Origin of the sequence: Pseudarthrobacter sp. PS3-L1 (genome assembly GCF_030063285.1) — a bacterium.
Taxonomy (GTDB): Bacteria; Actinomycetota; Actinomycetes; order Actinomycetales; family Micrococcaceae; genus Arthrobacter.
The window spans coordinates 210,643-234,721 of record NZ_JASISU010000004.1 but is presented as its reverse complement, the minus strand read 5'-3'; the positions used below and the strand labels follow the sequence as shown (position 1 = coordinate 234,721).

Below are 24,079 nucleotides of genomic sequence, written 5' to 3'. Positions count from 1 at the left end.
CTAGCCTGCCACTGAAACAGTTGCCACAGGCATGGATGGATCTGTGGCAAAGTCTAGGCCGCTGGGTTTAGCCCCCGCCATGACCAGTTGCGCGCCCAGGGCAGCGACCATCGCACCGTTATCCGTGCACAGGTCCAGGGCAGGCACCCGAAGCGTGATTCCGGCCGCTGAGAACCGTTGCTCCGCCACGTGCCTGAGCCTCGAGTTTGCTGCCACGCCGCCGCCCAGCAACACATGACTGATGCCATGTTCCCGGCAGGCCAGGACAGCTTTGGACGTGATGATATCCACGACAGCCTCCTGGAAGGCAGCAGCAATGTCAGCCACAGGAACCTCCAGCGACTGCGCCTCAAACTGCTCTACGCACCGTGCCACAGCAGTTTTCAGGCCGCTGAACGACCAGTCGTAACGGTGCGGACCGGGCTCTTCCACCGAACCCATAAATTTGGGCTGGCTCAACCCTCGAGGGAATCTGATGGCTTTCGCGTTGCCCGTTCTTGCCAGCGTGTCGATTGCAGGACCACCCGGATAGCCCAGGCCAAGGATGCGCGCCACTTTGTCGTAAGCCTCACCTGCTGCGTCATCAATGGTGGAGCCCAGAAGCTGGACCGAGTCCGTCAACCTTTCCACCTTGAGGATCTCCGTATGACCGCCGGACACAAGAAGAGCCCCAAGATTAGTGGGAAGCCCCGCCTCCCGTAGGCCACCCGAAGGGCTCGGGTCCTGGAGCACGCCAACACCCACGTGTGCCACCAGGTGGTTGATGGCGTACAGCGGCTTGCCGCTAGCCAAGGCCAACGCCTTGGCGGCGCATACACCTACCATGAGCGCTCCTGCCAGGCCCGGTCCTGACGTTACGGCAATCGCGTCCAGCTCCGAGAGGGTGACGTTGGCTGAGTGGAGGGCCGCATCAAGAGTGGGCACAAAGGCATCAAGGTGTGCCCGGGACGCAATTTCTGGGATGACTCCGCCGAAACGGACATGCTCAGCCATGGATGAGGAAACCGTGTTCGTCAGCAGGGTTGTTCCCCGGACAATCCCGACTCCAGTCTCGTCGCAGGATGACTCGATTCCCAGCACCAGGGGTTCGCGGGTATTCATGGGCGAGTTACGCCTTCCTGCTGGCTGTTTGTGCTCTCGTCTCTCACGGGAAGCTCCGCTGCATGGTCAGCCATGCCGCCGTCAGCAAGAGACAGACGCATAATCAATGCATCGACGCCGTCCCTGTAGTAGCGCTGACGGATGTGGATCTGTTCAAACCCAAAACGGACGTACAGCGCCTGAGCCCGAGGATTGTCTGCCCGCACTTCCAACAGGACATCAGCAGCGCGACGGTCTGCCGCGGCGTCGATAAGTGCCGTCAGCAGTGCCGAGCCGATTCCTCTGCCCTCGACGTCGGGGCGTACAGCAATGGTCTGGACATCGGCAATTGGTTCAATGCACATGAGTCCTGCGTAACCCACAATCCGCGCCCCCTCCCAAGCCACGATGTAGTGGCGCGTTTGCGTCTGCATGAGTTCATCGAAGAACATCTGGAGAGGCCACGCATCCACCGGAAAGAGGTCCACCTCCAGTGCATGCACAGCAGGAATATCCGCCTCGGTCATGCTCCTGAGTTCAATGCCGGCTGGCACTGTCAGCGCACTCACAGCGCGCGCTTCCGGGGACCAGGTACCTGAGCATCGGACTCGCGCAGATACAGCGGTGTGGAATCGAGCAGGGGTTCGCTTGCCAGCAGGCGGGCCAGGGCACTGCGGCCAAGGTGCAGCGCATCTGGCTGCACCCTGCAAAAATCAGGATGGGCCAGTAGGTCGTCGGCGTAGAGGCCAGCGCCCGCCCCAAACACCTGCAGCGCCGGTAGATCCTTCGCCGGACCTACATAGGGTCCTTCCGCAAGGTGCGGGCGAAGATCGGCATCCAGCCGGTAGGTCGCCCAGTAGACCTCCTTGCGCCTCGCATCGGTGGCGACCGCAAATTCAGGGACAGCTGCCTCCGATTCAGCAACCTGCAGTGCCACAGCGTCTAGGCTCATGACACCGTACAGGGGCTTGTTCCAGACGTAGGCAAGGGTCCGCGCAGTTGCAATCCCAGAGCGAAGCCCCGTGAACGGCCCAGGACCCACACCCACAACAATCGCGTTTATAGCCTCGGCGCCCACGTTGTGGGCTGTCATCAAGTCGTGGATCCCCGGCACAAGGACCTCAGCATGGCTCCGGGTATCCGAGGTGGCAAATGATGAGTCCAAGCCAGCGGCCCGATCATCAGAAAGCAGCGCCGCGCTGGCAACCGCAGAGGTATCGATGGCAAGGATCAGCATGCTGGGTTCCCCTTCCCGGAAGACACACGGACACCCGGAAGCGACGGCGGCTCAGGCCACCGAGGGCCAAACCCCCGCAGGACCAAGCTGCGCGGCTCATCAGGGTCACCGTCCGAGAAGTCGAGGACGGCAGGCGCATCTGCTGCCCCAGCAGTGCCAGCCACAGCAGACCCGCCGGAGCCGACGCTTCGGTGCAGGTCTATTTCGAGTCGACTCGCGCTCAGGTGCTCTACCCGGCCACGGCCCCACTCCACCACAGTGACTGATGCATCGAGGGTGTCTTCCAGATCGATGTCATCGATGTCTGCCGCGGACCCCAGCCGATACGCATCAACATGGACCAGCGGCGGTCCTCCAGGGCGCTGGCCGTCAGGAACGTTCGGATGGATTCGGACCAAAACAAACGTGGGAGAGATGATTCCGGCGCGGACGCCTAGGCCCACACCGAGCCCCTGGGTCAGGGTCGTCTTCCCTGCACCCAACTCACCGGCGAGAACCACCAGGTCCCCGGCCTGGAGCTGTTCTCCCAGCCGGGCGGCGACGTCATGCGTCCCTTGGGCCGAATTCACCTCAATACAGCATTCCCACCGTGCGTCGACCATGTGGGTTCCTGCCCCTCTCATTCCAGTATTCGGGTCGGTGGCCTTCACTGCATCTCCACAACGGGTTTGGCCTGGTCATTGACGTATTCCCTGGGAACGCGCGAACTGATGCGTGTGACTATTTCGTAGTTGATGGTGCCAGCTGCACGCGCCCAGTCATCGGCAGTGGGACCGCCCGCCATTCCGGACCCAAAAATCTCCACCTCTGACCCCACGCCCGCGATGTCCGCTCCCTCGGCGTGACCGCCTAAATCAACGACCATCTGGTCCATGGCTATTCTGCCGACAACCGGATAGGTGGTGCCAGCTATCCGAACCGGTCCGCCAGACGCTACCCGGGGAATACCATCCCCGTAACCCAGGGGAATGAGCCCCAGCGTGCTGGCATCCGCAGTCCGATAGTGCAGTCCGTAGGAAACACCCTGGTCCTTGGGGACGTCTTTGCACTGCGCCACGACGGTGCGCAGTGACATGGCTGGCTGAAGCCCAAGGTCTGCGGAGGTCTGGTCCGAGAATGGGGACAATCCGTACATGCCCAGCCCAACCCGCACCAGGTCAAAGTGGGTGTCCGGCCGGGACAGCGTTGCCGGCGTGTTGGCCAGGTGCCGCACTTCTGGATCGACGCCAGCATCTTCGGCGGTGGCAAGCGCCTCCCGAAAAGCTGCGAGTTGCTGATCGGTCTCAGGACGGCGGGGTTCGTCGGCAACGGCCAGATGCGAAAATATTCCGACCACGCGCAGCAGCCCCTGATCCTGGTATTCCATTGCTTCGCCCACCAACCGGTCCCAAGAGGCAGCAGTTGCCCCGTTGCGTCCCAAGCCAGTGTCTATCTTCAGGTGGACGCGGGCGGGACGCTCCTGATCCCTCGCCACTGTGGCAATCCGTTCCAACTCCCATCCCGAACAGCCAAGGTCTATGCCAGCAGCCACCGCGGCACCAAAATTGGATTCAGGCGTGTGGAGCCAGGCCAGCAGTGGTGCATCGATACCAGCGTCCCGCAAGGCCAGCGCCTCGGAAATATGGGCTACGCCCAACCACGTAGCACCGGCTGTTAGGGCAGCTCGGGCTGCGGGGATGGCTCCGTGACCATAACCGTCAGCCTTTACTACTGCCATGACCTTGGCCGGTGAGGCAACGGCTGCCAACCGACGGATGTTGTGCTGGATGGCTGACAGGTCAATGACGGCAGAACGCTCGGGCCTGATAACCGGATCCCCGCTTACGGAAAGGAGAGCGCCCCGGGGGTCTTCTGCTGCGTACGTCACCCCACGATTCTAGTGCCGCAGCCGCTCACCGCTGAATCGATGGCTGGAGGATGGCGGGAGCACCTTGCGCACGATCTGTCCGCATTCCGGGTGCACCTGCAGGGAGTAAAGTCTAAGTCGATGCAAGATCTTGAGATTTCCCCACAAGGGCGCCCTTGCCTGAAAAGCCTGGCGCGCCAATGATTCGTCGTGTGGCACTGCTGTCCCTTCATACCTCCCCCATGGAACAGCCGGGATCGGGGGACGCTGGCGGAATGAACGTCTACGTCCGCGAGCTGGCCGCGGCCCTTGCAGACACCGGGGTCCAGGTGGAGATCTTCACCCGCGCCACATCGGCAGACCAGCCAGCAGAGGAACACCCCGCGCCTGGGGTCTGCGTCCACAATGTCTTTGCAGGTCCGTTACGCAAAGTGCCCAAGGAAGAGCTTCCGGCGCTGATCAGCAGCATGGTCGCCGAGATTGAGCGAATCCGGTCTCGGCAACCTCACGGTCGGTATGACGTTATTCACTCGCACTATTGGGTGTCGGGAATGGCTGGCGTGGAGCTGTCTTCGCTCTGGAATATTCCACTGGTACACACCATGCACACCATGGCCAAAGTCAAGAACCTGCACTTGGGTCCGAACGAGAAGCCTGAACCCCGACGTCGGGAACTTGGCGAGCTGAGCATCGTGAAGGGCGCCACGCGGTTGATCGCCAATACCGGGACCGAGGCAGGCGAGCTGACGGACCACTATGGCGCCGACGCCGAGAACATCGACGTTGCACCTCCAGGGGTCGACCTTGAGGTTTTCACACCAGCATTCCGTTCACGTTCCAGGAGCGAGCGGGGGGTCTCCCCTGCGACATTCCATGTGGTCTTTGCTGGCAGGATCCAGCGGTTGAAGGGTCCCCAGGTGCTGCTCAGTGCAACAGCACTCCTGCGAGAGCGTCGGCCCGGCCTGGATCTGCAGGTAACAGTCCTGGGCGAACAGAGCGGCAGCAGGGATTTCGATTTCCCTGCCCTGGTCCGCGCATCAAAACTTGACGACGTCGTCAGTCAGCTTGCTCCCGTCAGTGCCACCGAACTAGCGCGTTGGTTCAGATCTGCAGACGTTGTGGTCATGCCCTCCTACAGTGAGTCGTTTGGCCTGGTTGCCCTTGAGGCCCAAGCATGTGGCACACCCGTGCTGGCAACGCGGGTGGGCGGACTGACGCGGGCCGTATGCCACGAACGAACCGGACTGCTCGTCACCGGGCACCAGCCCGAGGATTGGGCTGACGCGTTGGAACTTCTTCTTGACGACCCCGCAACCCGGCACGATATGGGACGCGCGGCCGCCGCTCGAGCCCAAAGTTCGGGATGGCAACGCACAGCAGCCATCACCGCTGACAGTTACCGCGCTGCCATTGCCAGCTTCATCGGCAACGGCAGAATACCGGTTGCCCATTTCTAGAGCATTTTCAACAGTGCGCACGTTCCCTGCCTGTATCCCGACCCTTGAGGACATCGATGTCTGACCCTGTACTGACCGACCTGGAGATCGCCAGGGAAGCTGTTCTTCTGCCCATCACGGAGGTAGCGCAGCGCTGCGGCGTCGATGAGGACGCCCTCGAACCGTTCGGGCGCTACAAGGCAAAAATAGATCCTGCGCTACTCACTGCGGGAGAGCCTGCTGGGCGTGTCGTGCTGGTCACGGCGATGTCTCCCACACCCGCCGGGGAAGGAAAGTCAACCCTCACTGTTGGCCTTGCCGATTCGCTGGCACGGGCCGGTCACCGCGTGATGGTTGCCCTGCGGGAGCCCTCCCTTGGGCCGGTGCTGGGCATGAAGGGTGGAGCAACCGGTGGAGGCCTCTCCCAGGTAGTCCCGATGGAGGACATAAATCTCCACTTCACGGGCGACTTCCATGCCATTACCAGCGCCAACAACGCGCTCATGGCGCTTGTGGACAATCATATTCATCAGGGCAATGCACTCCAGATCGATCCCCGGCGCATGACATTCAAGCGGGTACTGGACATGAACGACAGAGCGCTTCGTGAGATTGTCATTGGGCTGGGTGGCCCCACCCAGGGCGTGCCCAGGCAGGACGGGTTCCAGATCACTGTTGCCTCGGAAATCATGGCGGTCTTCTGCCTGTCGCGGGATCTGTCGGACCTGCGGGACCGGCTGGGACGCATGGTGTTCGGCGCCACATCTGCTGGGGAACCACTCACAGTGGCACATCTTGGCGCACAGGGCGTGCTGACTGTCCTTCTCAAGGAAGCCCTGAAACCCAACCTTGTGCAAACATTGGCTGGCACACCCGCACTGATCCACGGTGGACCATTTGCCAATATTGCCCACGGCTGCAACTCACTGATAGCGACGCAGACTGCACGCCGCCTGGCAGACGTCGTGGTGACCGAGGCGGGATTTGGTGCGGACCTGGGTGCTGAGAAATACATGAACATCACGTCTCGGGTATCAGGGACCGGTCCTGGGAGTGTCGCGCCCGCTGCCGCAGTGGTGGTGGCTACCGTCCGTGCGCTCAAGATGCACGGTGGCGTCGCCCGAGACCATCTGGACGTACCTGACGTGGAAGCGATGGCGGCCGGAGCGGCCAATCTCCGTAGGCACCTCCACAACATCGGAACTTTTGGAGTTCCGGCTGTGGTTGCCATCAACAGGTTTGGCTCCGACACGGCAGAAGAACTGGATTGGCTTCTGGCCTGGTGTGCAGCCGAAGGTGTGCCGGCCGCCGTCGCCGATGTCTGGGCAGATGGCGGCGGTGGCGCTGGTGGTGACCAGCTGGCCGAGCTCGTTGCAGATGCGCTCGACAAGCCTTCGACCTTTGGTTTCCTCTATGGCCTGGAGCTTCCTGTGGCGGACAAGATCCGGACCATTGCCACGGAGATATATGGCGCCGGCGATGTTGAGTTTTCCGCGAAGGCGCTGAAGCAGCTGGCCGACAGTGAGCGGCACGGCTGGTCGGCCCTTCCTGTATGCATAGCCAAAACCCAGTATTCGTTCAGCGACGACGCGACGCGCCTCGGTGCGCCTCGGGGCTTCACCCTTCATGTTCGCGAACTGCTCCCACGCATGGGTGCCGGATTTGTTGTGGTCCTGACTGGTGCGGTGATGACCATGCCCGGGTTGCCCGCAGATCCAGCTGCCCTACGAATGGACGTCGACGGCGGCGGTCAGGTCACCGGGCTGTTCTAGGCACGGGGCCAGCGGCAATGGGACCACGACGGATTGTTCCTTCAACGTCACAGTAAAAGCCCGCCCCGATGGGGCGGGCTTTCGTACTGCTGCGCGTGGGCAGACTAGCGTTGCAGGTCTCCCCGGATGAATGCCTCAACATTTTCTCGGGCCAGGTCATCGTTGGCCTGCTCCGGCGGAGACTTCATGAAGTAGCTGGATGCTGAGAGCAGCGGACCACCGATACCTCGGTCCAGGCCAATCTTCGCCGCACGGATAGCGTCAATGATGACGCCGGCCGAGTTGGGTGAATCCCAGACTTCGAGTTTGTATTCAAGCGAAACAGGCGCGTCGCCGAAGTTGCGCCCCTCGAGGCGAACAAACGCCCACTTGCGGTCATCGAGCCACTGGACATAGTCCGACGGTCCGATGTGCACATCCTTGGCAGCGAGTTCCGCCGTCACGTTGGACGTGACAGCCTGCGTCTTGGATATCTTCTTTGATTCCAGCCTGTCGCGTTCAAGCATGTTTTTGAAGTCCATGTTGCCGCCAACGTTGAGCTGATAGGTCCTGTCAAGCGTCACACCGCGGTCCTCGAAAAGCTTGGCCATGACGCGGTGCGTGATGGTGGCGCCAATCTGGCTCTTGATGTCGTCCCCCACAATGGGAACGCCCGCGGCCGTGAACTTGTCTGCCCACTTTTTCGTGCCAGCAAGGAAGACAGGCAGGGCATTCACGAAGGCAACGCCAGCATCTATGGCGCACTGTGCATAAAATTCGGCCGCTTCTTGCGATCCGACCGGAAGGTAGCAGACCATAACGTCCACGTTGGCATCCTTGAGGGCCTGCACCACGTTGACGGGCTCTTCGGTGGACTGCTCAATTGTCTCGAGGTAGTACTTGCCCAACCCGTCGAGGGTGTGACCGCGCTGGACACTCACGCCTGTAGGTTCGACATCAGCGATTTTAATGGTGTTGTTCTCGCTGGCGAGGATCGCATCGGCAAGATCAACGCCGACCTTTTTCCCGTCGACATCGAACGCAGCGACGAACTGCACGTCATTGACGTGGTACTTGCCAAACTCCACGTGCATCAGGCCGGGGATGGTGGCCTGGGGGTCAGCGTCGCGATAGTACTGGACGCCCTGGACGAGGGAAGCGGCGCAGTTGCCGACTCCCACAATGGCTACCCGGATGGGATTGGTAGACACGGAACTCCTTAGTTGGTGGAACGGTGTGCGTTGACAGGAAATCTGTCAGCGCACGGCCCATAGATTGATGTCTGATTCGACGGCGAACTCATCGATCGCGGTGAGTTCATCCTGGCTGAAGGCCAGGTTGCTAATGGCGGAGAGGGTGTCCTCCAACTGACGGACGCTGGACGCCCCTACCAGCGCTGATGTGACAGGGCTGCCCTTGGGCTGATCTCGCAGGATCCACGCGATCGCCATCTGGGCAAGGCTCTGGCCACGCGCGGCGGCAATGGCATTGAGTCCACGGACCCGGTCCAGTTTGTCATCGGTTAACGACTCCTCCGACAGGAACCGCGCCTTTGCTGCGCGGGAGTCTTCGGGAACCCCCTGCAAGTAGCGGTCCGTAAGAACGCCCTGGGCCAATGGCGAAAAGGCTATGGAACCTGCGCCGACCTGGTCCAGTACCTCGTAGAGGTTGGGACTGCCGTCTTCGGTCCACCTGTTGAGCATCGAATAGCTGGGCTGATGGATCAGTAGTGGCGTGCCCAGATCCTTCAGGATGCGGGCAGCCTCAAGGGTCTGTTCGGGGGTGTACGACGAAATGCCTGCATAGAGGGCCTTCCCGGAGCGCACAGCGTGGTCCAGGGCTCCCATGGTCTCTTCCATAGGTGTTTGAGGATCCGGCCGGTGGCTATAGAAGATATCCACGTAGTCAAGGCCCATCCGCTGCAGCGACTGGTCCAGGCTGGACAGAAGATATTTCCTGGATCCCCAGTCACCGTAGGGACCCGGCCACATGGAGTAGCCGGCCTTGGTGGATATGACCAGCTCATCGCGGTAGGGAAGGAAGTCGTCCTTGAGGTGGCGGCCGAAGTTGGTCTCGGCGGATCCATCCGGTGGGCCGTAGTTGTTGGCCAGATCGAAGTGGTTTACGCCGAGGTCAAAAGCCCTCCGCAGGATGGCCCGCTGTTCATCAAAGCGCTTGTCATCACCGAAATTGTGCCACAGCCCCAACGAGATGGCCGGAAGCTTGAGTCCGCTCCGGCCAACCCGTCGGTAGGGCATGGTGTCATAGCGGTCATCTGCAGCCGTGAAAGTCATAATCACCATCTTGCCATTGTGATGCGGGTAACCCGACGGAAGGACTGCGGTTAAGCCGCCGGCTTACGGATTACCACCGCACTCAAGGCTGGAAGGAGGAGGCTCTCGCCGCTGCCAGTTGCCTGACCGGTGGCCAGCAGGATCTCCGCTCCCGGTGCCGGCAGGGCAACGTCACTGTCTGAGAAGTTCAGCAGGACCTCCAGCATTCCACGGCTGAATCGCAGCCAACCAGCCGCGGAATCCAGAGATACGTCAGTCGTGGCAAAACCGGCATTGGCCAAATCCGCCTCGGATTTCCGCAGCCGGATCAAATCCTGGTACAAAGCGAGCATGCGCGCATGGTTCCCGCCAGAGACTTCTTCCCAAAGCAGTTTTGAGCGTAGGAATGTTTCCGGATCCTGCGGGTCGGGCACCACCTCGGGATCCCAGCCCATCTTCTCAAACTCCCGGATGCGTCCCTCTGCCGTCAATCTGCCAAGTTCTGCTTCTGGGTGGGAGGTAAAAAACTGCCACGGCGTGCTGGCTGCAAATTCCTCACCCATGAACAGCATCGGGGTGAACGGTGAGGTCAGGGTCAGAACAGCCGCGAGTGCCAAAGGGCCGTAGTCCAGCGACTGGGAGAGCCTGTCGCCTGTGGCGCGATTGCCGATCTGGTCGTGGTTCTGGTTGCAGACCACCAGGGCTGCCGGGTGGACCAGTGCCTTGTTGATGGGCCTGCCGTGATGGCGTTCGCGGAAACTGGACCAGCCGCCGTCGTGCAGGAAGCCATCCCTGAGTACTTTGCCGAGCGTGTCCAGCGATTCGAAGTCGCCGTAGTAACCGGTCGTCTCGCCGCTGACCGCCACATGGACTGCATGGTGGAAGTCGTCGCTCCACTGCCCGGCAAGGCCGAACCCGTTGTCTCCCCGAGGGTAGAGCAATTTTGGGTTGTTGAGGTCAGATTCCGCGATGAGCGTGCGGACCAGCCCCGTCTCGGCAGCAACTGTGTCGCCTACAACCGCCAGGTCCTCAAGGACGTGCACTGCCCGCTCGTCACGGAGCGCATGGACTGCATCCAGCCGAAGGCCGTCCACATGGTAGTCCCGGAGCCACATTGCTGCGTTGTCCAAGATGTATTCCCGAACAACATCGGAGCCAGCGCCGTCGAGGTTGACGGAGTCGCCCCAGGTATTGGCGTCGCCCTCCTTGAGGTAGGGACCGAACATGGGAAGGTAGTTCCCACTGGGGCCAAGGTGGTTATAAACAACGTCCTGAATCACGGCCAGCCCGGCACCGTGAGCCGCATCCACGAACCGTTGGTAGCCTGCTGGGCCGCCATACCCCTCGTGGACCGCGTACCACTGGACGCCGTCGTAGCCCCAGTTATGCGTGCCGTTGAAGCCATTGACCGGAAGCAGCTCGATGGTGGTGATGCCGAGCGTGACAAGGTAATCGAGCTTTTCCACGGCCGCGTCGAGGGTCCCTTCCGGGGTGAACGTGCCCACGTGAAGCTCGTAAATGACCGAGCCCTGCAGGTCACGTCCCTTCCAGGATGTGTCCTGCCAGACGTGGGCTGCAGGATCGAACGTGGCGGAGAGCCGGTGGACACCGTCCGGGAGGCGCCTGGACCGCGGATCTGGCACCACGTCACCGCCATCCAGGCTGTAGCCATAGCGGACCTCGCCGCCAGCAGGTGCCTGGGGCGCAGTCCACCAGCCCGAAGCTCCGCTTGCCGCGACCATGGCGTACTGCTCGCCATCAGCATGAAGGACCACGCTGTCAACTTTGGGGGCCCAGACGTCAAAACGCTCGGCACCAGTGTTCTGCAGGGTCATGCTTTTCTACCTTCCACAGGTGTCAGGAGGGCCACGGGGAACTGCGCAAGAATCTCCCCTACCGCAACGGAACCGGGCCCATATGTAGCTCCGGTCAATACATCGGTCATCTGCCTGTGGAGCTCGACGGCGGTGTCGCGCCAACCGCCAGCCTCCTCCAGTCCTGCAGGCAGCCGGGTGGCGAGGCTGATCGCGCCGTCACCTCCGTCGCCGCCACGGTTGAACGCCACAGCATGCTCGGCCGCAGCGCCTGTCACTGGCACCTGCCGGTATCCAGCGAAGAGCTCTGGATGGTCCCGCCGCAAGCGCAGGGCCCGCGACGTCACCAGGAGTTTTGCCTCTTCGCTCCCGGAGGATGGCAGTTCCCCGGAATCCAGGGAAGTAAGGGCTGCGCTGCGCTGTTCAAAGTCCACTGCCCGCCTGTTGTCCGGATCGCACAAGGACCGATCATGGAATTCGGTGCCCTGGTAGACGTCCGGAACACCCGGCATAGTGAGCTGGATAAGTTTGGCCGCAAGCGAGTTCGAGTCGGCGTAGGCCTTGATGTCCGCGACGAACTGCTCGATCTGGGCACTCACGTCGGGGTTGTCGAAGACGGCGTCAACGGCAGCCCGGAGTTTATCCTCAAAGGCCTGGTCAGGATCGGTCCAGGTGGTCGAGTTGCCAGCCTCACGGGCCGCTTTTTCGGTGTAGCTGTGCAACCGTTCCCGGGACGCGGGCCAGGAACCAATGACAGCCTGCCATACCAATGTTTCCAACGGCCCATCGGGAAGCGGCGCCAGGGCCCTCAGGGCATTCAGCGTGGTGCTCCATTGACTAGGAAGTTCGGCAATAACCGAGATTCGGGCCCGGGTATCTTCGCTGCGTTTGGTGTCATGGGTGGTCAGCGTTGTCATGGACAGCGGCAGGTTTGCCTGCCGCTGTCCCATCCGCTGGTGGAATTCCTGCGGTGAGACTGCAAACTCGGTGGGATCAGCTCCCACCTCTGTCAGTGTTCCCAGGCGGTTGTACCTGTAGAACGCCGTGTCTTCGACACCCTTCGCCATGACCATCCCGGAGGTCTGCTGGAACCTTCGTCCCACGTCGGAGCCGCCGTCGAGCAGCGCAGGCAGGAGCCTGTCTATATCAGTCCCCAGCTCCGGGCGGTGGCGTGCCGCAGCAGCCGCGGCATTCTTCAGGACATCGGCGCCAATCGGAAGGTAGGAGCGGTAGACCGGAAATGCCGCGATGATCTCAGCGATCGCGTCAGCGCTGTCACTGACTGCAAGTCCAGCCTGTGCAGGGACCAAGCGAGCCAGACGAAGGATCTCTGACCGTAGGATCCCATCTGCAATAACACGCTTGGTTCCACGGATCATGTCCTCATAGTTGGCTGGCCTGTCGCTTTCGCGCAACGCGGCGTCCAGGATATCCAGGGGCTTCTCACCGGCCGGATCTACCAGAACCCGGTCCACGTCAGTCAACGCGTCATACCCTGTGGTTCCTTCCGTGGCAAAAGTTCCGGGGAGCTGCTCGCCTGGTTCCAGGATCTTTTCCACTAGGACATAGGCATTCCTGCTCATGTCCTTGAGTCGGTCAAGGTACGCTGCCGGATCTGCCAGCCCATCGGGATGATCCACTCTCAGCCCGTCAACAAGCCCGTCCTCGAACCAGCGACGTACCTCTGCATGGGCCTCGTCAAAGACCCAGGGAACCTCCACTCGTATCCCGGCGAGGGAATTGACGGCAAAGAACCGCCTGTAGTTGAGCTCGCTGTCAGCCCGTTTCCAGAACACCAGCTCGTAGTTCTGCCTGCTGTGAACGTCCTGGGGAGAATCTCCTTCCGCCCAGGAGCCAGCGGCCAGCGGAAAGCGGTGGTCGTAGTACCGCAGCTCACCGTCCACGATTTTCAGCGCAGCCAGGTCATCCTCGGAGCCCAGCACTGGAAGCCGTACCTTCCCGCCCGACAGTTCCCAGTCCACGTCGAACGCCTCGGCATACCTGGATTCCCTGCCCTCTTTCAACAGTGACCACCACCATGGGTTCTGCGCAGGTGACTCAACACCAACGTGGTTGGGGACAATGTCCACCAGAACTCCCATACCCACGTTGCGGGCTGCCTGGGAGAGCGCGAGGAGCCCTTCCGGGCCACCGCGTTCCGGGTCCACAGCCGTGGGATCCGTGACGTCATAGCCGTGGTCGGAGCCCTTCTCCGCCGTGAGAATCGGGGACAGGTACACCCAGTCGGCACCCAGGTTATGGAGGTACGGGACAACCGCCGCAGCATCGTGCAGCGTGAAATCGGACCGGATTTGCAACCGGTACGTAGAGGTGGGCGTCCTCATTCGCTGTCCTTCCCGCTGCTCTCACCGGCGTCCGGACCAGCTGCACCATTTACCGGGGCGCTATGTACCGGGGCGTAATCGGCCGGTGCCGTCAAGGACGCTGTCTCCGTGGTGGTGTTATGCGTCAGTGCCGCCAAGGATGCCGCCACAGAGTAATCCGGCTCCACCTCCGGAAGACTGTGGGCCCGCAGCACCACCAGCGATTTTGCTTCCACACCTACCGTCGACCCGGCGTCGTGAGCCTGCGCATCCGCAGAGTGTCCCGCGGTATCAATGATGATGTCCCACGCCGGGGCGTACTCGTCCGACGGAAGGACGTAGTCGACTTTCTCGTCATGGGCATTGAAGTACAGCAGGAAATTCACATCCGTGATCCGGCGTCCGCGTTCGTCCTGCGCATGAATGCCGTCACCGTTGAGGAAAACACCCACGGCACGGCCGAACCCGCTGTCCCAATCCTCCGGGCTCATGGCAGACCCTGCTGGATCGAGCCATTCGATGTCCGGCAACGGTTCGCCCTCACCCCGGGGAACAGGGCGTCCGTCAAAGAAGCGGCTGCGACGGAAAGTCGGGTGTTTTGCCCGCAGCGCACTGACAGCGGCCGTGAATTCAATCAGCGGCTGGTCCACGGACTCCCAATTGATCCAGGTCAGTTCCGAGTCCTGGCAGTATCCGTTATTGTTTCCCCGCTGCGTCCGTCCCAGCTCATCGCCGTGCAGGAGCATCGGAACACCCTGCGAGAGAAGCAGAGTGGAGATGAAGTTACGCTGCTGGCGCGCCCGCATGCCCAGGACTGCCGGGTCATCAGTGGGGCCCTCTGCCCCTGAGTTCCAGGAGCGGTTGTGGGATTCGCCGTCGTTGTTGTCTTCGCCGTTGGCATCGTTGTGCTTCTCGTTGTAGGACACCAGGTCAGCAAGTGTGAAACCATCGTGGGCGGTCACGAAGTTGATGGAGGCCACGGGCCTGCGCCCGGAGTGTTCGTAGAGATCTGCCGAGCCGGTCAACCTTGACGCGAACTCGCCAAGGGTTGAGTGCTCACCCCGCCAGAAGTCGCGGACAGTGTCGCGGTATTTTCCATTCCATTCCGTCCACTGCGGCGGGAAGTTACCGACCTGGTAGCCCCCGGGGCCAATGTCCCAGGGCTCTGCGATCAATTTGACCTGGGAGACCACTGGGTCCTGCTGGATCAGCTCGAAAAAGGTGGACAGCTTGTCAACGTCGTAGAACTCACGGGCCAGTGTCGAGGCCAGGTCAAAGCGGAAACCATCAACGTGCATTTCCGTGACCCAGTACCGCAGCGAGTCCATGAGCAGCTGGAGTGAGTGCGGGTGGCGGACGTTGAGTGAGTTTCCCGTCCCGGTGTAGTCCATGTAGTGCTTCGGGTCATCATCCATCAACCGGTAGTAGGCCTCATTGTCAATGCCCTTGAAGGACAGCGTGGGGCCCAGGTGGTTGCCTTCCGCGGTGTGGTTGTAGACCACGTCGAGGATCACCTCGATCCCAGCCTGGTGAAGGGCCCGCACCATCGCCTTGAAGTCCTGGACCTGCTGGCCCGTGTCTCCCGAGGAGCTGTAGGTGTTCTGCGGAGCGAAGAATCCAATGGTGTTGTAGCCCCAGTAGTTACTCAGACCCTTGTCCTGCAGGGTGCCGTCGTTGACAAACTGGTGGACCGGCATGAGCTCAATGGCAGTAATCCCCAGCTTCTGCAGGTGGGAAACCACTGATGGGTGGGCAACTCCCGCGTACGTTCCGCGCTGCTCCTCAGGAACCTCGGGATGCAGCTGGGTCAGGCCTTTGACATGAGCCTCATAGATCACGGACTTGTGGTACGGAATCCGGAGGTTCTGATCACCCTCCCAATCGAAGTACGGGTTGATGACAATGCCCATCATCATATGCTCAGCAGAGTCATCATTATTGATGCTGTCAGGATCGCCGAACTCATACGTGAAAAGTGAGGGATCCCAGTCAATCTGGCCCTGGATCGCCTTCGCATAGGGATCAAGGAGGAGTTTATTCGGATTGAAGCGGTTACCGGCTCCGGGATTGTACTCACCATGGACGCGGTAGCCGTAGCGCTGGCCGGGCTGCACGTGGGGAAGGTAGCAGTGCCACACGTACCCATCTACCTCCGTGAGTTCCACGCGAGTTTCCGCGCCAGCTTCGTCAAAGAGGCAGAGCTCGATCTTTTCGGCACGATCGCTGAAGATGGCGAAGTTGGTGCCAGTTCCGTTGAAGGTAGCACCAAGCGGATACGCCGATCCAGGCCAAATTTCCATGTGTACTCCTCGTCAAATGCCTCTATTGGTCTCCACAGACGTTACGCCACGGCGCATGGGGGCATGGGGCTGTGACGCTCTAGAGTGTGGGCCGCTTATTACTAAGCTCACTGATCTTAGCCCAGACTGCAGGAATCTCAGCAGCGATTCCGCTTGCCGAGACGGGACCGCCGCTAGATTCTTGGGCTCCAGCACGTCCGTGGAGGCTTGCAGCCATGGCTCCAATGACGGCAAAACGGGCCTGCTCCGGAAGTTGAAGCCAGGCAAAGGCGCCGGCGTTGTGGCCCAGCTGTGCCATAAGGGCTCCGGCAATACCACCCAAGACATCTCCACTGCCAGCGGTCGCCATCCAGGCGACACCATCAGCCTGGCTGAAAACCTCACCGTCCGGGTGTGCAATCACGGTGGTGGCACCTTTGAGGAGCACTGTGGCGCCGGAGGCCGCAGCAGCCTTGCGCACAGCCTGCAGGGTGTCCGCTTCAATCTCTTTACGGTCAGCATCGATTCCCAACCGGGCCATCAGGCTGGCAAGTTCTCCCGCGTGGGGCGTCAGCAGGACATGGGCTCCCAACTCTGCGGGGAGGACCGGGAGCGCTCCCGCATCAGCCACCACGGGCAGCCCCGAGGCCAATGCTTGCCGGGCCCGTTCGAGTTGCGCTTGGTCTGAGCTGTCCATCCCTGGCCCCACCAACCAGGCTTGCACGTGGAGACTGTCAACGGAGCCGGAACTACAGACCACTTCTGGGCAGGCAGCGCGGACAGCATCAGCAACTTCTGGTGGGCCAAGGTACCGCACCATCCCTACCCCTGCAGCCAAGGCGCCGCGGCACGCCAGTACGGCAGCTCCCGGGTAGGCTGCGGTTCCGGCGATGATTCCCAGGACTCCCCTGGTGTATTTTTGTGAGCGCCGCCCGGGGTGAGGCAGGAGCCTGCCGAGATCGCCCGTTTCCAGGCGCCGAAGGGAAGGCTGCGGCAAGTAAGGCTCCAACCCAATATCCACCAGCTCAACCCGTCCTGAGGCGTCTGCTCCCGGGTCCACCACGGTGCCCACCTTGACTCCGCCGAAAGTGACAGTGAGATCGGCACGGATGACGGACCCAGCTGTGGTTCCGGCTGTTGAGTCCAGTCCGCTGGGGACATCGCACGCAATGACAATCGGCCTACGACGCCCACTAGATACCAGGGCTTCCGTTCCGTCCAGAATCTCTGCGACAGAGGCCATCATGCCCCGCAGGGCGCCCTTGCTCCCTGTGCCGAGCAAGGCATCGACCACGACGTCTGGTTCAAGGCAGCGTTCAGCCAACCATCCGGCGTCGTATTGGTCGGCATTGAGTACCTCGACAAAAGCCTTCCTGCAAGCGCTAAGCCCCTGCGAGTGGGCTTCGGGACCGATCAGGACCGCCCGTACCCGCAGTCCCCGTCGGGCCAACAGTGCGGCGGCAAAGAGCCCATCTCCACCATTGTTCCCCTGCCCCACCAGCACCACGGCGCTCGAGCCGTACAGCCGCGCACCACGGCCCTGTAGCTCCCGGGCCACGGCTCCTGCGAGCCCGAAGGCGGCCCGTTGCATGAGAACAGCGCCCATACCCTGGTCCAGCAGGGGCTTTTCGGCTTCCCTGACCTGGTTCCCGGTATAGGCGCTGATCATGTGAGTGGGCTTCCCGTCAGGATTCCGCCACGACTGTAGCCATGGCAATACCACCGTCATGGCTCATCGACAGGTGCCAGCGTTTGACGCCCTTGGATTCGGCAACAGCCAGGACCGTCCCTTTGACCTGCACCGTGGGCCCGCTGTGGTCGAGTCCAATCCAGCAGTCCTGCCAGTTCATTCCAGCCGGGGCACCGAGAACCTTCGCCACCGCTTCCTTGGCGGCAAACCGTGCTGCCAGGGACCGCGTGTTGAGCTCGCGTTCCGCAGGAACAAAAAGCCTGTCCCGGAGCCCTGGTGTGCGCTCCAGCTGCTTGCCGAACCGCTCAATGTCTACAACGTCAACGCCTATGCCAACAATCATGGCTCTACTCTACGGTCACGCTCTTGGCCAGGTTACGTGGTTGGTCCACGTCATAGCCCTTCGCTGCGGCAAGTTCTGCTGCAAAAATCTGCAGCGGGACAGTGGTCAACAGCGGCATGAGGAGCGTAGGAGTCTCCGGGACGTAGAAGACAAACTCAGCGTAGTCGCGCACGGCGTCATCGCCTTCCTCGGCGATCACCAGGGTGCGGGCGCCACGTGCGCGGACCTCCTGGATGTTACTGACAACCTTCGCGTGCAGGGAGTCCCGGCCCCGTGGTGACGGAACCACAACAAAGACCGGCTGCCCCTCGTCGATCAGCGCGATCGGGCCATGCTTGAGCTCACCGGCAGCAAATCCCTCGGCGTGGATGTAGGCGAGCTCCTTGAGCTTGAGTGCCCCTTCCAGGGCAACCGGGTAACCCACATGCCGCCCCAGGAAGAGGACCGACTGGGCATCACTCATGCTGCGTGCCAGCTCGCGGAGGGGACCAGCGTCGTCGATGATTTTCTGGATCTTCGCGGGGATCTTGCCAAGGTCCGCCAGGACATCCTTGATCTGGCCGGAGAAGATATTGCCGCGAAGCTGCGCCAGATAAAGACCCAACAGGTAGGCGGCAGTGATCTGCGCCAGGAATGCCTTGGTGGAAGCCACGGCAATTTCCGGCCCTGCATGGGTGTACAGGACGGCGTCGGATTCACGGGGGATCGTTGAACCATTGGTATTGCAAATGGAGATGGTCTTTGCGCCCTGCTCCCGCGCATAGCGGACCGCCATCAACGTGTCCATGGTCTCGCCGGACTGGCTGATGGAAACGACCAGCGTATTTGAGTCCAGGATGGGGTCGCGGTAACGGAATTCGTGGGCCAGCTCCACTTCCGTGGGGATCCTGCACCAGTTTTCAATCGCATACTTGGCTACCATTCCGGCGTAGGCAGCAGTGCCACAGGCAAGAACCACAATCTTGTTGACCTGCTTCAGGAGCTCGGGATCAATCCGGAGTTCGTCAAGGGTCAGCCTGCCGTCAATGTCCGACCGGCCCAGGAGGGTCTGGCCTACAGCATCCGGCTGATCGTGGATTTCCTTCTCCATGAAGGAGCTGAAACCGCCCTTTTCTGCCGAGGCAGGGTCCCAGTCAACGTGGTACTCCTTGCCCTCGGCCGGATTTCCGTAGAAGTCTGTGATCTCCACGGTGTCAGCAGTAATGGTGACGATCTGGTCCTGTCCCAATTCAACGGCCCGGCGGGTGTAGTCGATGAAGCCTGAAACATCGGAGCCCAGGAAGTTCTCACCATCCCCGAGGCCCACCACCAACGGTGAGTTGCGGCGGGCTGCCACGACAACGTCCGGGTGATCTGCATGGACGGCGAGAAGCGTGAATGCCCCTTCCAGCCGCTGGCAGGCAAGCTGCATGGCGCGGGTCAGGGCGCCATCCGAGGTGTCCCCGTCGAGGTCCTCGCGGAAGATCCGGCCTAGGAGGGCAGCAGCTACCTCAGTGTCTGTCTCTGATACGAAAGTTACCCCGGAGTCCAGGAGTTCACGCTTGAGCTCGGCAAAGTTTTCGATGATGCCGTTGTGGATAAGGGCCAATTTGCCGCCGTCGGCCAGGTGCGGATGCGCATTCTGGTCCGTAGGGCCGCCGTGGGTAGCCCAGCGGGTGTGACCGATTCCAGTGCTGGCCGCGGGGAGGGGATGTTCCTCGAGTTCCGCAAGCAGGTTGCTGAGTTTGCCCGATTTCTTGCGGGCATCCACCTCTCCCTGCGTGATGACTGCGACCCCGGCAGAGTCATACCCGCGGTACTCAAGACGGCGCAGCCCCTCAAGGACCACGTCCAACGCGTTGTATCCGACTGTTCCCCGGGCATTCGAATGGCCCACATATCCTACGATTCCACACATGGACACAAGCTTATCGTCTCCGACGGGGTGACGCTGACAGGAGACTCACGCCCCACCCGCGGCCTGGCTGGAGCACTACCCTCCCCCATCATTTCGCTCCTGTCCGCGGGGAGGGCAGAATCTCTAGGGTGACTCTGCAACGCAATGAATCCCATGCCGATGGCGCTTCCCCTTTCGTGGAACTGGATCGACACACGTGGTCCCGTCTTGCGGCCCAGATGGAACAGCCCCTCAACGAGGAGGACATCCTGCGACTACGCGGCCTGGGCGACCCCCTTGACATGCGGGAGATTCGTGAGGTGTACCTGCCCCTGTCACGCTTGCTGCACCTGTATGTCGAGGCCGCCGGGCAGTTACACGCAGCGACTACAACATTCCTGGGCGAGCAGACGCAGCGGACCCCATTTGTTATTGGCGTTGCCGGCTCCGTAGCCGTAGGGAAATCCACCATTGCCCGTGTCCTGAGGGAAATGCTTCGCCGCTGGCCAGGAACACCCAACGTGGAACTGATTACCACCGATGGGTTCCTGTACCCCCTGGCGGAGTTGAAGCGCCGGGATCTCCTGGAGCGCAAAGGCTTCCCGGAATCCTACGACAGGCGGGCGCTGTTGCGCTTCGTCAGCGAGGTTAAAAGCGGAGCAGAGGAGGTCCGGGCCCCCTGGTACTCGCATGTTACGTATGACATCGTGCCCGGTAAGGAAGTGGTGGTCCGCAGACCTGACGTTCTGATTGTTGAGGGACTGAACGTTTTGGCCCCTGCCAGGCCACGCTCGGACGGCAAGCAGGGACTGGCAGTCAGTGACTTCTTCGATTTTTCCATCTACGTAGACGCCAAGACCTCATTCATCGAGGAATGGTACGTCGATCGGTTCCGGAGCCTGCGATCCACAGCGTTTGCCCAGCCAGAATCCTATTTTCACCGCTACGCCACGCTCTCCGACGCTGAGGCCGAAAGCACAGCACGAAATATCTGGAAACGGATCAACGAGCCCAACCTCGAAGAAAACGTGTTGCCCACGCGAGGCCGTGCCCAGCTAGTACTGTCCAAAGACGCCAACCACTCCATCCGGCGAATGCTGCTCCGCAAGGTCTAGGATTTTTCCAGGAGGACAACGGACAACAAGGATCCGGAGGCACCACCGTGAATGTGCATCTCACTGGACGACGGCAGTTCAGCTTCCTGCTGGCAACGGGCTTGGGCTTGGGCGTCCTCTCCGCCTGCACCGGCGGGCCACCATCTTCATCAGCCTCCGCAGGCCCCCCGGTCCCTTCCCGCACTGTAGTTCCTTCCCCTAGCACGGAGCCCACCCCTGAAGTACCCCCCGCGGCGACACCGACGCCATCGGCGGCTCCCGCTGCGGGCCTGCCTGTGCAGCACTCCATCGCTGACCCAGAAAGCCCTTGGCTGGTGGTGAACAAATCGCGTCCCCTAGCGCCCGCTGACTTCCGCCCAGCGGACCTCAGAGCCCCTTTGATCTCCACGGCCGCCACCGGCGAAGCGGCGCTCCTCAACAGCACCACAGCCCAGGCTGCCGAAGCAATGTTTGCAGCCGCCGCTGCCGACGGCGTGGGGCTGGTCCTCGCCAGCGGCTTCCGGTCCTTCGAGACCCAACGTGCCACGTATGAAGGTTTCGTCTCGAGCCGGGGCCAGGCCGATGCCGATACCGCATCTGCCCGGCCAGGGTATTCAGAGCACCAGACAGGATGGTCCTTCGACCTGGCGGACGACGGCGGTGCATGCAGCTTCCAGCCATGTTTTGCCGACCAGCCGGCAGCCATCTGGGTGGCGGGGAACGCCGCCAGGTATGGCTTTATCGTCAGATACCCGTTGATGTTCCACGCGATCACCGGGTACTTCTACGAGCCGTGGCACGTTCGCTTCGTCGGCAGTGAAGCAGCAACGGCAATGCGCGACGGAGGCATTGCGACGCTGGAGGAATTCCTGGGCCTCGACGCTGCGCCTGGTTATCCTTAAAGGCTGTCCGAGACCAACTCCAGCGCCAATTCGCTCCGCACCACGTGAGCTAGCCGTTCGGCAATGGATTCAGCGGTCTGCTCGTCTGCCGCTTCCACCATGACACGAACCACAGGCTCCGTGCCGGACGGACGCAGCAGCACTCGGCCGGTCTCGCCAAGTTCGACTTCTGCCTGAAGTACGGCCTCAGCCAGGACCGCATCACCCTTAACCCGATTGCGGTCCACGCCCTTGACGTTGATCAGGACCTGGGGGAGTTTGGTCATGATCGTGGCGAGCTGTTTGAGGGAGCGACCCGTCAGCGCAACCTGCGCAGCCAGCTGCAAGCCGGTGAGGACACCATCTCCTGTTGTGGCGTGATCTGCAAAAATAACGTGGCCAGACTGTTCCCCGCCGAGGTTGTACCCGCCCTCACGCATGCCTTCCAAAACGTACCGGTCCCCTACGCCTGTTTCCCTGATGCTGATTCCGGCGTCCCGCAAGGCCAATTTAAGGCCAAGGTTACTCATGACAGTTGCAACCAGGACGTCGTCCTTGAGCTTCCCGGAGGTCTTCAGCGCTACAGCCAGAATCGCCATGATCTGGTCGCCGTCCACCTCGGACCCTTCGTGGTCCACGGCGAGGCATCTGTCCGCGTCACCGTCATGGGCGATTCCAAGGTGGGCTCCATGCTCCAGGACGGCCTTCTTGAGGGGGCCCAGGTGCGTCGAGCCGACGCCCTCGTTGATATTGTGGCCATCGGGCTCCGCACCAATGACAATGACGTCGGCCCCGGCATCCTTGAAAACTTGCGGTGAACAACCACTAGCTGCTCCGTGCGCGCAATCAAGGACCACCTTGATTCCGTCAAGGCGGTGCGGCAAGGTCCCCAGCAGGTGCACGACGTAGCGGTCCTCGGCGTCAGAAAAACGCTGGATCCTGCCGACGTCGGCGCCTACGGGGCGGTATGGTTCCTTGCCCATCTGCGTTTCGATGGCGTCTTCCACAGCGTCAGGGAGCTTCCGCCCGCCCTTGGCAAAGAATTTGATGCCGTTGTCGGGAGCCGGGTTATGCGAGGCTGAGATCATGACGCCAAAATCGGCATCAAGGTCTGCCACCAGGTAGGCGGCTGCAGGCGTCGGGAGGACCCCTGCATCGTAGACATCGATGCCAGAGCTCGAGAGGCCAGCCTCTACTGCGGCTGCAATGAACTCCCCACTGGCACGTGGGTCCCTCGCCACAACAGCCCGTGGCCGTTTTCCGTCTGTGGCACGGTCATGTCCCAACACCACAGCGGCAGCCTGGGCGAGCTTCATTGCCAGCTCGGCGGTGAGCATTCCGTTAGCCAGGCCGCGGACTCCATCAGTTCCAAATATTCTAGACACCGCCCAAGTCTAGATGATGTCCAGACCAGGACATCAACTATCCATTGCGCACAATGCCAGGGACCATCAGGGCAGGACGCAAAAAGCCCGCCCTGCCAATGGCAGGACGGGCTTTGCCCCTCCCCAAAGTCGCTTGGCGACTGAGGGGTGGGTAGGCGCATTTAGCGCTTGTGGAGCCAAGCAGTAAATTAGCCAAGGGCCCCACCCCAAAGTCGCTTGGCGACTGAGGGGTGGGTAGGCGCATTTAGCGCTTGGAGTACTGCTGAGCCTTACGGGCCTTCTTGAGGCCGGCCTTCTTGCGCTCGATGACGCGGGCGTCACGACGCAGGTAACCGGCCTTCTTCAGGGTAGCGCGGTTGTTCTCGGTGTCGATCTCGTTCAGTGAACGCGCGATTCCGAGACGCAGTGCACCGGCCTGGCCGGAGATGCCGCCACCATGGATACGTGCAACAACGTCGTACGCGCCGTCCAGATCGAGGATCCGGAAAGGCTCGTTGACGTCCTGCTGGTGAAGCTTGTTCGGGAAGTAGTTGGCCAGTTCGCGGCCGTTGATGATCCACTTGCCGGTGCCGGGGACAACGCGAACACGCGCAACGGCTTCCTTGCGACGGCCAACTGCTGCGCCAGCAACAGTCAGTGCCGGGCGCTCCTTCTTCGGTGCTGCAGCTTCGGCTGCACCACTCTCTGAGGTGTAGCTGGTCAGGTTTTCCTCAACCTCAACGGTTTCGGTGGTCAGTTCTTCGTTCTGGGCCACGATTCTCCTTGTATAT

At 61.5% G+C, this 24,079-nt stretch carries 19 protein-coding genes; 4 read left to right on the top strand and 15 right to left on the bottom strand.

The genetic code is table 11. The features are described from left to right. From tsaD to alr, 5 genes are read right to left on the bottom strand one after another with little or no spacing between them, the layout of a single operon-like run. The gene (tsaD, locus tag QMG79_RS12415) at positions 1-1,101 is read right to left on the bottom strand and encodes a tRNA (adenosine(37)-N6)-threonylcarbamoyltransferase complex transferase subunit TsaD (protein ID WP_283538907.1); all 1,101 of its coding nucleotides are present in this window, start codon (positions 1,099-1,101) and stop codon (positions 1-3) included. Beyond that, positions 1,098-1,607, bottom strand: a complete 510-nt coding sequence (gene rimI / locus QMG79_RS12410) for a ribosomal protein S18-alanine N-acetyltransferase (RefSeq protein WP_283539253.1) — start codon at positions 1,605-1,607, stop codon at positions 1,098-1,100. Before rimI ends, tsaD begins: the two co-directional genes overlap by 4 nt. Before the next feature lie 38 nt (positions 1,608-1,645). Continuing rightward, the gene (gene tsaB / locus QMG79_RS12405) at positions 1,646-2,317 is read right to left on the bottom strand and encodes a tRNA (adenosine(37)-N6)-threonylcarbamoyltransferase complex dimerization subunit type 1 TsaB (RefSeq protein WP_283538906.1); all 672 of its coding nucleotides are present in this window, start codon (positions 2,315-2,317) and stop codon (positions 1,646-1,648) included. Next, positions 2,311-2,919 carry a tRNA (adenosine(37)-N6)-threonylcarbamoyltransferase complex ATPase subunit type 1 TsaE gene (tsaE, locus tag QMG79_RS12400; RefSeq protein ID WP_283538905.1) on the bottom strand — a complete coding sequence of 203 codons (609 nt, stop codon included), beginning with the start codon at positions 2,917-2,919 and terminating at the stop codon, positions 2,311-2,313. Before tsaE ends, tsaB begins: the two co-directional genes overlap by 7 nt. A gap of 44 nt (positions 2,920-2,963) precedes the next feature. Beyond that, complete coding sequence (alr, locus tag QMG79_RS12395) at positions 2,964-4,184, bottom strand: alanine racemase (protein ID WP_502934736.1); 1,221 nt, start codon at positions 4,182-4,184, stop codon at positions 2,964-2,966. A gap of 179 nt (positions 4,185-4,363) precedes the next feature. On the opposite strand from alr, the gene mshA reads away from it, so the two are divergent. Both mshA and QMG79_RS12385 read left to right on the top strand, forming a co-directional pair. Further along, entirely contained in the window at positions 4,364-5,620 is a 1,257-nt protein-coding gene (mshA, locus tag QMG79_RS12390; protein ID WP_283539251.1) for a D-inositol-3-phosphate glycosyltransferase, read from the top strand. 56 nt (positions 5,621-5,676) lie between these two features. Further along, complete coding sequence (locus QMG79_RS12385; RefSeq protein ID WP_283538904.1) at positions 5,677-7,371, top strand: formate--tetrahydrofolate ligase; 1,695 nt, start codon at positions 5,677-5,679, stop codon at positions 7,369-7,371. A gap of 104 nt (positions 7,372-7,475) precedes the next feature. On the opposite strand, the gene QMG79_RS12380 is transcribed toward QMG79_RS12385, so the two are convergent. The 8 genes from QMG79_RS12380 to glmS all read right to left on the bottom strand — a co-directional run bounded on the left by QMG79_RS12380 (position 7,476) and on the right by glmS (position 19,970). Further along, a complete protein-coding gene (locus tag QMG79_RS12380) occupies positions 7,476-8,561 on the bottom strand; it encodes an inositol-3-phosphate synthase (protein WP_283538903.1) in 1,086 nt (361 codons plus the stop codon). A 45-nt stretch (positions 8,562-8,606) separates the two neighbouring features. Beyond that, entirely contained in the window at positions 8,607-9,644 is a 1,038-nt protein-coding gene (gene mgrA / locus QMG79_RS12375; RefSeq protein WP_283539250.1) for an L-glyceraldehyde 3-phosphate reductase, read from the bottom strand. A 50-nt stretch (positions 9,645-9,694) separates the two neighbouring features. Beyond that, positions 9,695-11,458 carry a malto-oligosyltrehalose trehalohydrolase gene (gene treZ, locus QMG79_RS12370; RefSeq protein WP_283538902.1) on the bottom strand — a complete coding sequence of 588 codons (1,764 nt, stop codon included), beginning with the start codon at positions 11,456-11,458 and terminating at the stop codon, positions 9,695-9,697. Then, entirely contained in the window at positions 11,455-13,782 is a 2,328-nt protein-coding gene (treY, locus tag QMG79_RS12365; RefSeq protein WP_283538901.1) for a malto-oligosyltrehalose synthase, read from the bottom strand. Before treY ends, treZ begins: the two co-directional genes overlap by 4 nt. Next, positions 13,779-16,061, bottom strand: coding sequence for a glycogen debranching protein GlgX (gene glgX, locus QMG79_RS12360; protein ID WP_283538900.1), 2,283 nt, complete (start codon positions 16,059-16,061; stop codon positions 13,779-13,781). Before glgX ends, treY begins: the two co-directional genes overlap by 4 nt. 79 nt (positions 16,062-16,140) lie before the next feature. After that, complete coding sequence (locus QMG79_RS12355) at positions 16,141-17,709, bottom strand: NAD(P)H-hydrate epimerase (RefSeq protein WP_283538899.1); 1,569 nt, start codon at positions 17,707-17,709, stop codon at positions 16,141-16,143. A 16-nt stretch (positions 17,710-17,725) separates the two neighbouring features. Next, a complete protein-coding gene (locus QMG79_RS12350) occupies positions 17,726-18,073 on the bottom strand; it encodes a holo-ACP synthase (RefSeq protein ID WP_283538898.1) in 348 nt (115 codons plus the stop codon). Positions 18,074-18,077: 4 nt separating this feature from the next. After that, positions 18,078-19,970, bottom strand: coding sequence for a glutamine--fructose-6-phosphate transaminase (isomerizing) (gene glmS, locus QMG79_RS12345; RefSeq protein ID WP_283538897.1), 1,893 nt, complete (start codon positions 19,968-19,970; stop codon positions 18,078-18,080). Between the two features lie 128 nt (positions 19,971-20,098). Here glmS and coaA point away from each other — a divergent pair, with 128 nt between their 5' ends. Beyond that, positions 20,099-21,064, top strand: a complete 966-nt coding sequence (coaA, locus tag QMG79_RS12340) for a type I pantothenate kinase (RefSeq protein ID WP_283538896.1) — start codon at positions 20,099-20,101, stop codon at positions 21,062-21,064. Positions 21,065-21,111: 47 nt separating this feature from the next. After that, positions 21,112-21,945 carry a D-alanyl-D-alanine carboxypeptidase family protein gene (locus tag QMG79_RS12335; protein ID WP_283538895.1) on the top strand — a complete coding sequence of 278 codons (834 nt, stop codon included), beginning with the start codon at positions 21,112-21,114 and terminating at the stop codon, positions 21,943-21,945. Here QMG79_RS12335 and glmM read toward each other — a convergent pair. Both glmM and rpsI read right to left on the bottom strand, forming a co-directional pair. Then, entirely contained in the window at positions 21,942-23,309 is a 1,368-nt protein-coding gene (glmM, locus tag QMG79_RS12330; RefSeq protein ID WP_283538894.1) for a phosphoglucosamine mutase, read from the bottom strand. The genes QMG79_RS12335 and glmM overlap by 4 nt on opposite strands. 244 nt (positions 23,310-23,553) lie before the next feature. Continuing rightward, a complete protein-coding gene (gene rpsI / locus QMG79_RS12325) occupies positions 23,554-24,063 on the bottom strand; it encodes a 30S ribosomal protein S9 (RefSeq protein WP_283538893.1) in 510 nt (169 codons plus the stop codon). Positions 24,064-24,079: the final 16 nt, after the last annotated feature.

Excerpts from the sequence above, each read along its gene's own strand:
- glmS (WP_283538897.1), bottom strand. The coding sequence starts at position 19,970 with ATGTGTGGAATCGTAGGATATGTGGGCCATTCGAATGCCCGGGGAACA.
- QMG79_RS12385 (WP_283538904.1), top strand. The coding sequence starts at position 5,677 with ATGTCTGACCCTGTACTGACCGACCTGGAGATCGCCAGGGAAGCTGTT.
- glgX (WP_283538900.1), bottom strand. The coding sequence starts at position 16,061 with ATGGAAATTTGGCCTGGATCGGCGTATCCGCTTGGTGCTACCTTCAAC.
- QMG79_RS12355 (WP_283538899.1), bottom strand. The coding sequence starts at position 17,709 with ATGATCAGCGCCTATACCGGGAACCAGGTCAGGGAAGCCGAAAAGCCC.
- tsaD (WP_283538907.1), bottom strand. The coding sequence starts at position 1,101 with ATGAATACCCGCGAACCCCTGGTGCTGGGAATCGAGTCATCCTGCGAC.
- tsaB (WP_283538906.1), bottom strand. The coding sequence starts at position 2,317 with ATGCTGATCCTTGCCATCGATACCTCTGCGGTTGCCAGCGCGGCGCTG.
- treZ (WP_283538902.1), bottom strand. The coding sequence starts at position 11,458 with ATGACCCTGCAGAACACTGGTGCCGAGCGTTTTGACGTCTGGGCCCCC.
- mshA (WP_283539251.1), top strand. The coding sequence starts at position 4,364 with ATGATTCGTCGTGTGGCACTGCTGTCCCTTCATACCTCCCCCATGGAA.
- tsaE (WP_283538905.1), bottom strand. The coding sequence starts at position 2,919 with ATGGTCGACGCACGGTGGGAATGCTGTATTGAGGTGAATTCGGCCCAA.
- QMG79_RS12350 (WP_283538898.1), bottom strand. The coding sequence starts at position 18,073 with ATGATTGTTGGCATAGGCGTTGACGTTGTAGACATTGAGCGGTTCGGC.
- rimI (WP_283539253.1), bottom strand. The coding sequence starts at position 1,607 with ATGACCGAGGCGGATATTCCTGCTGTGCATGCACTGGAGGTGGACCTC.
- treY (WP_283538901.1), bottom strand. The coding sequence starts at position 13,782 with ATGAGGACGCCCACCTCTACGTACCGGTTGCAAATCCGGTCCGATTTC.
- mgrA (WP_283539250.1), bottom strand. The coding sequence starts at position 9,644 with ATGACTTTCACGGCTGCAGATGACCGCTATGACACCATGCCCTACCGA.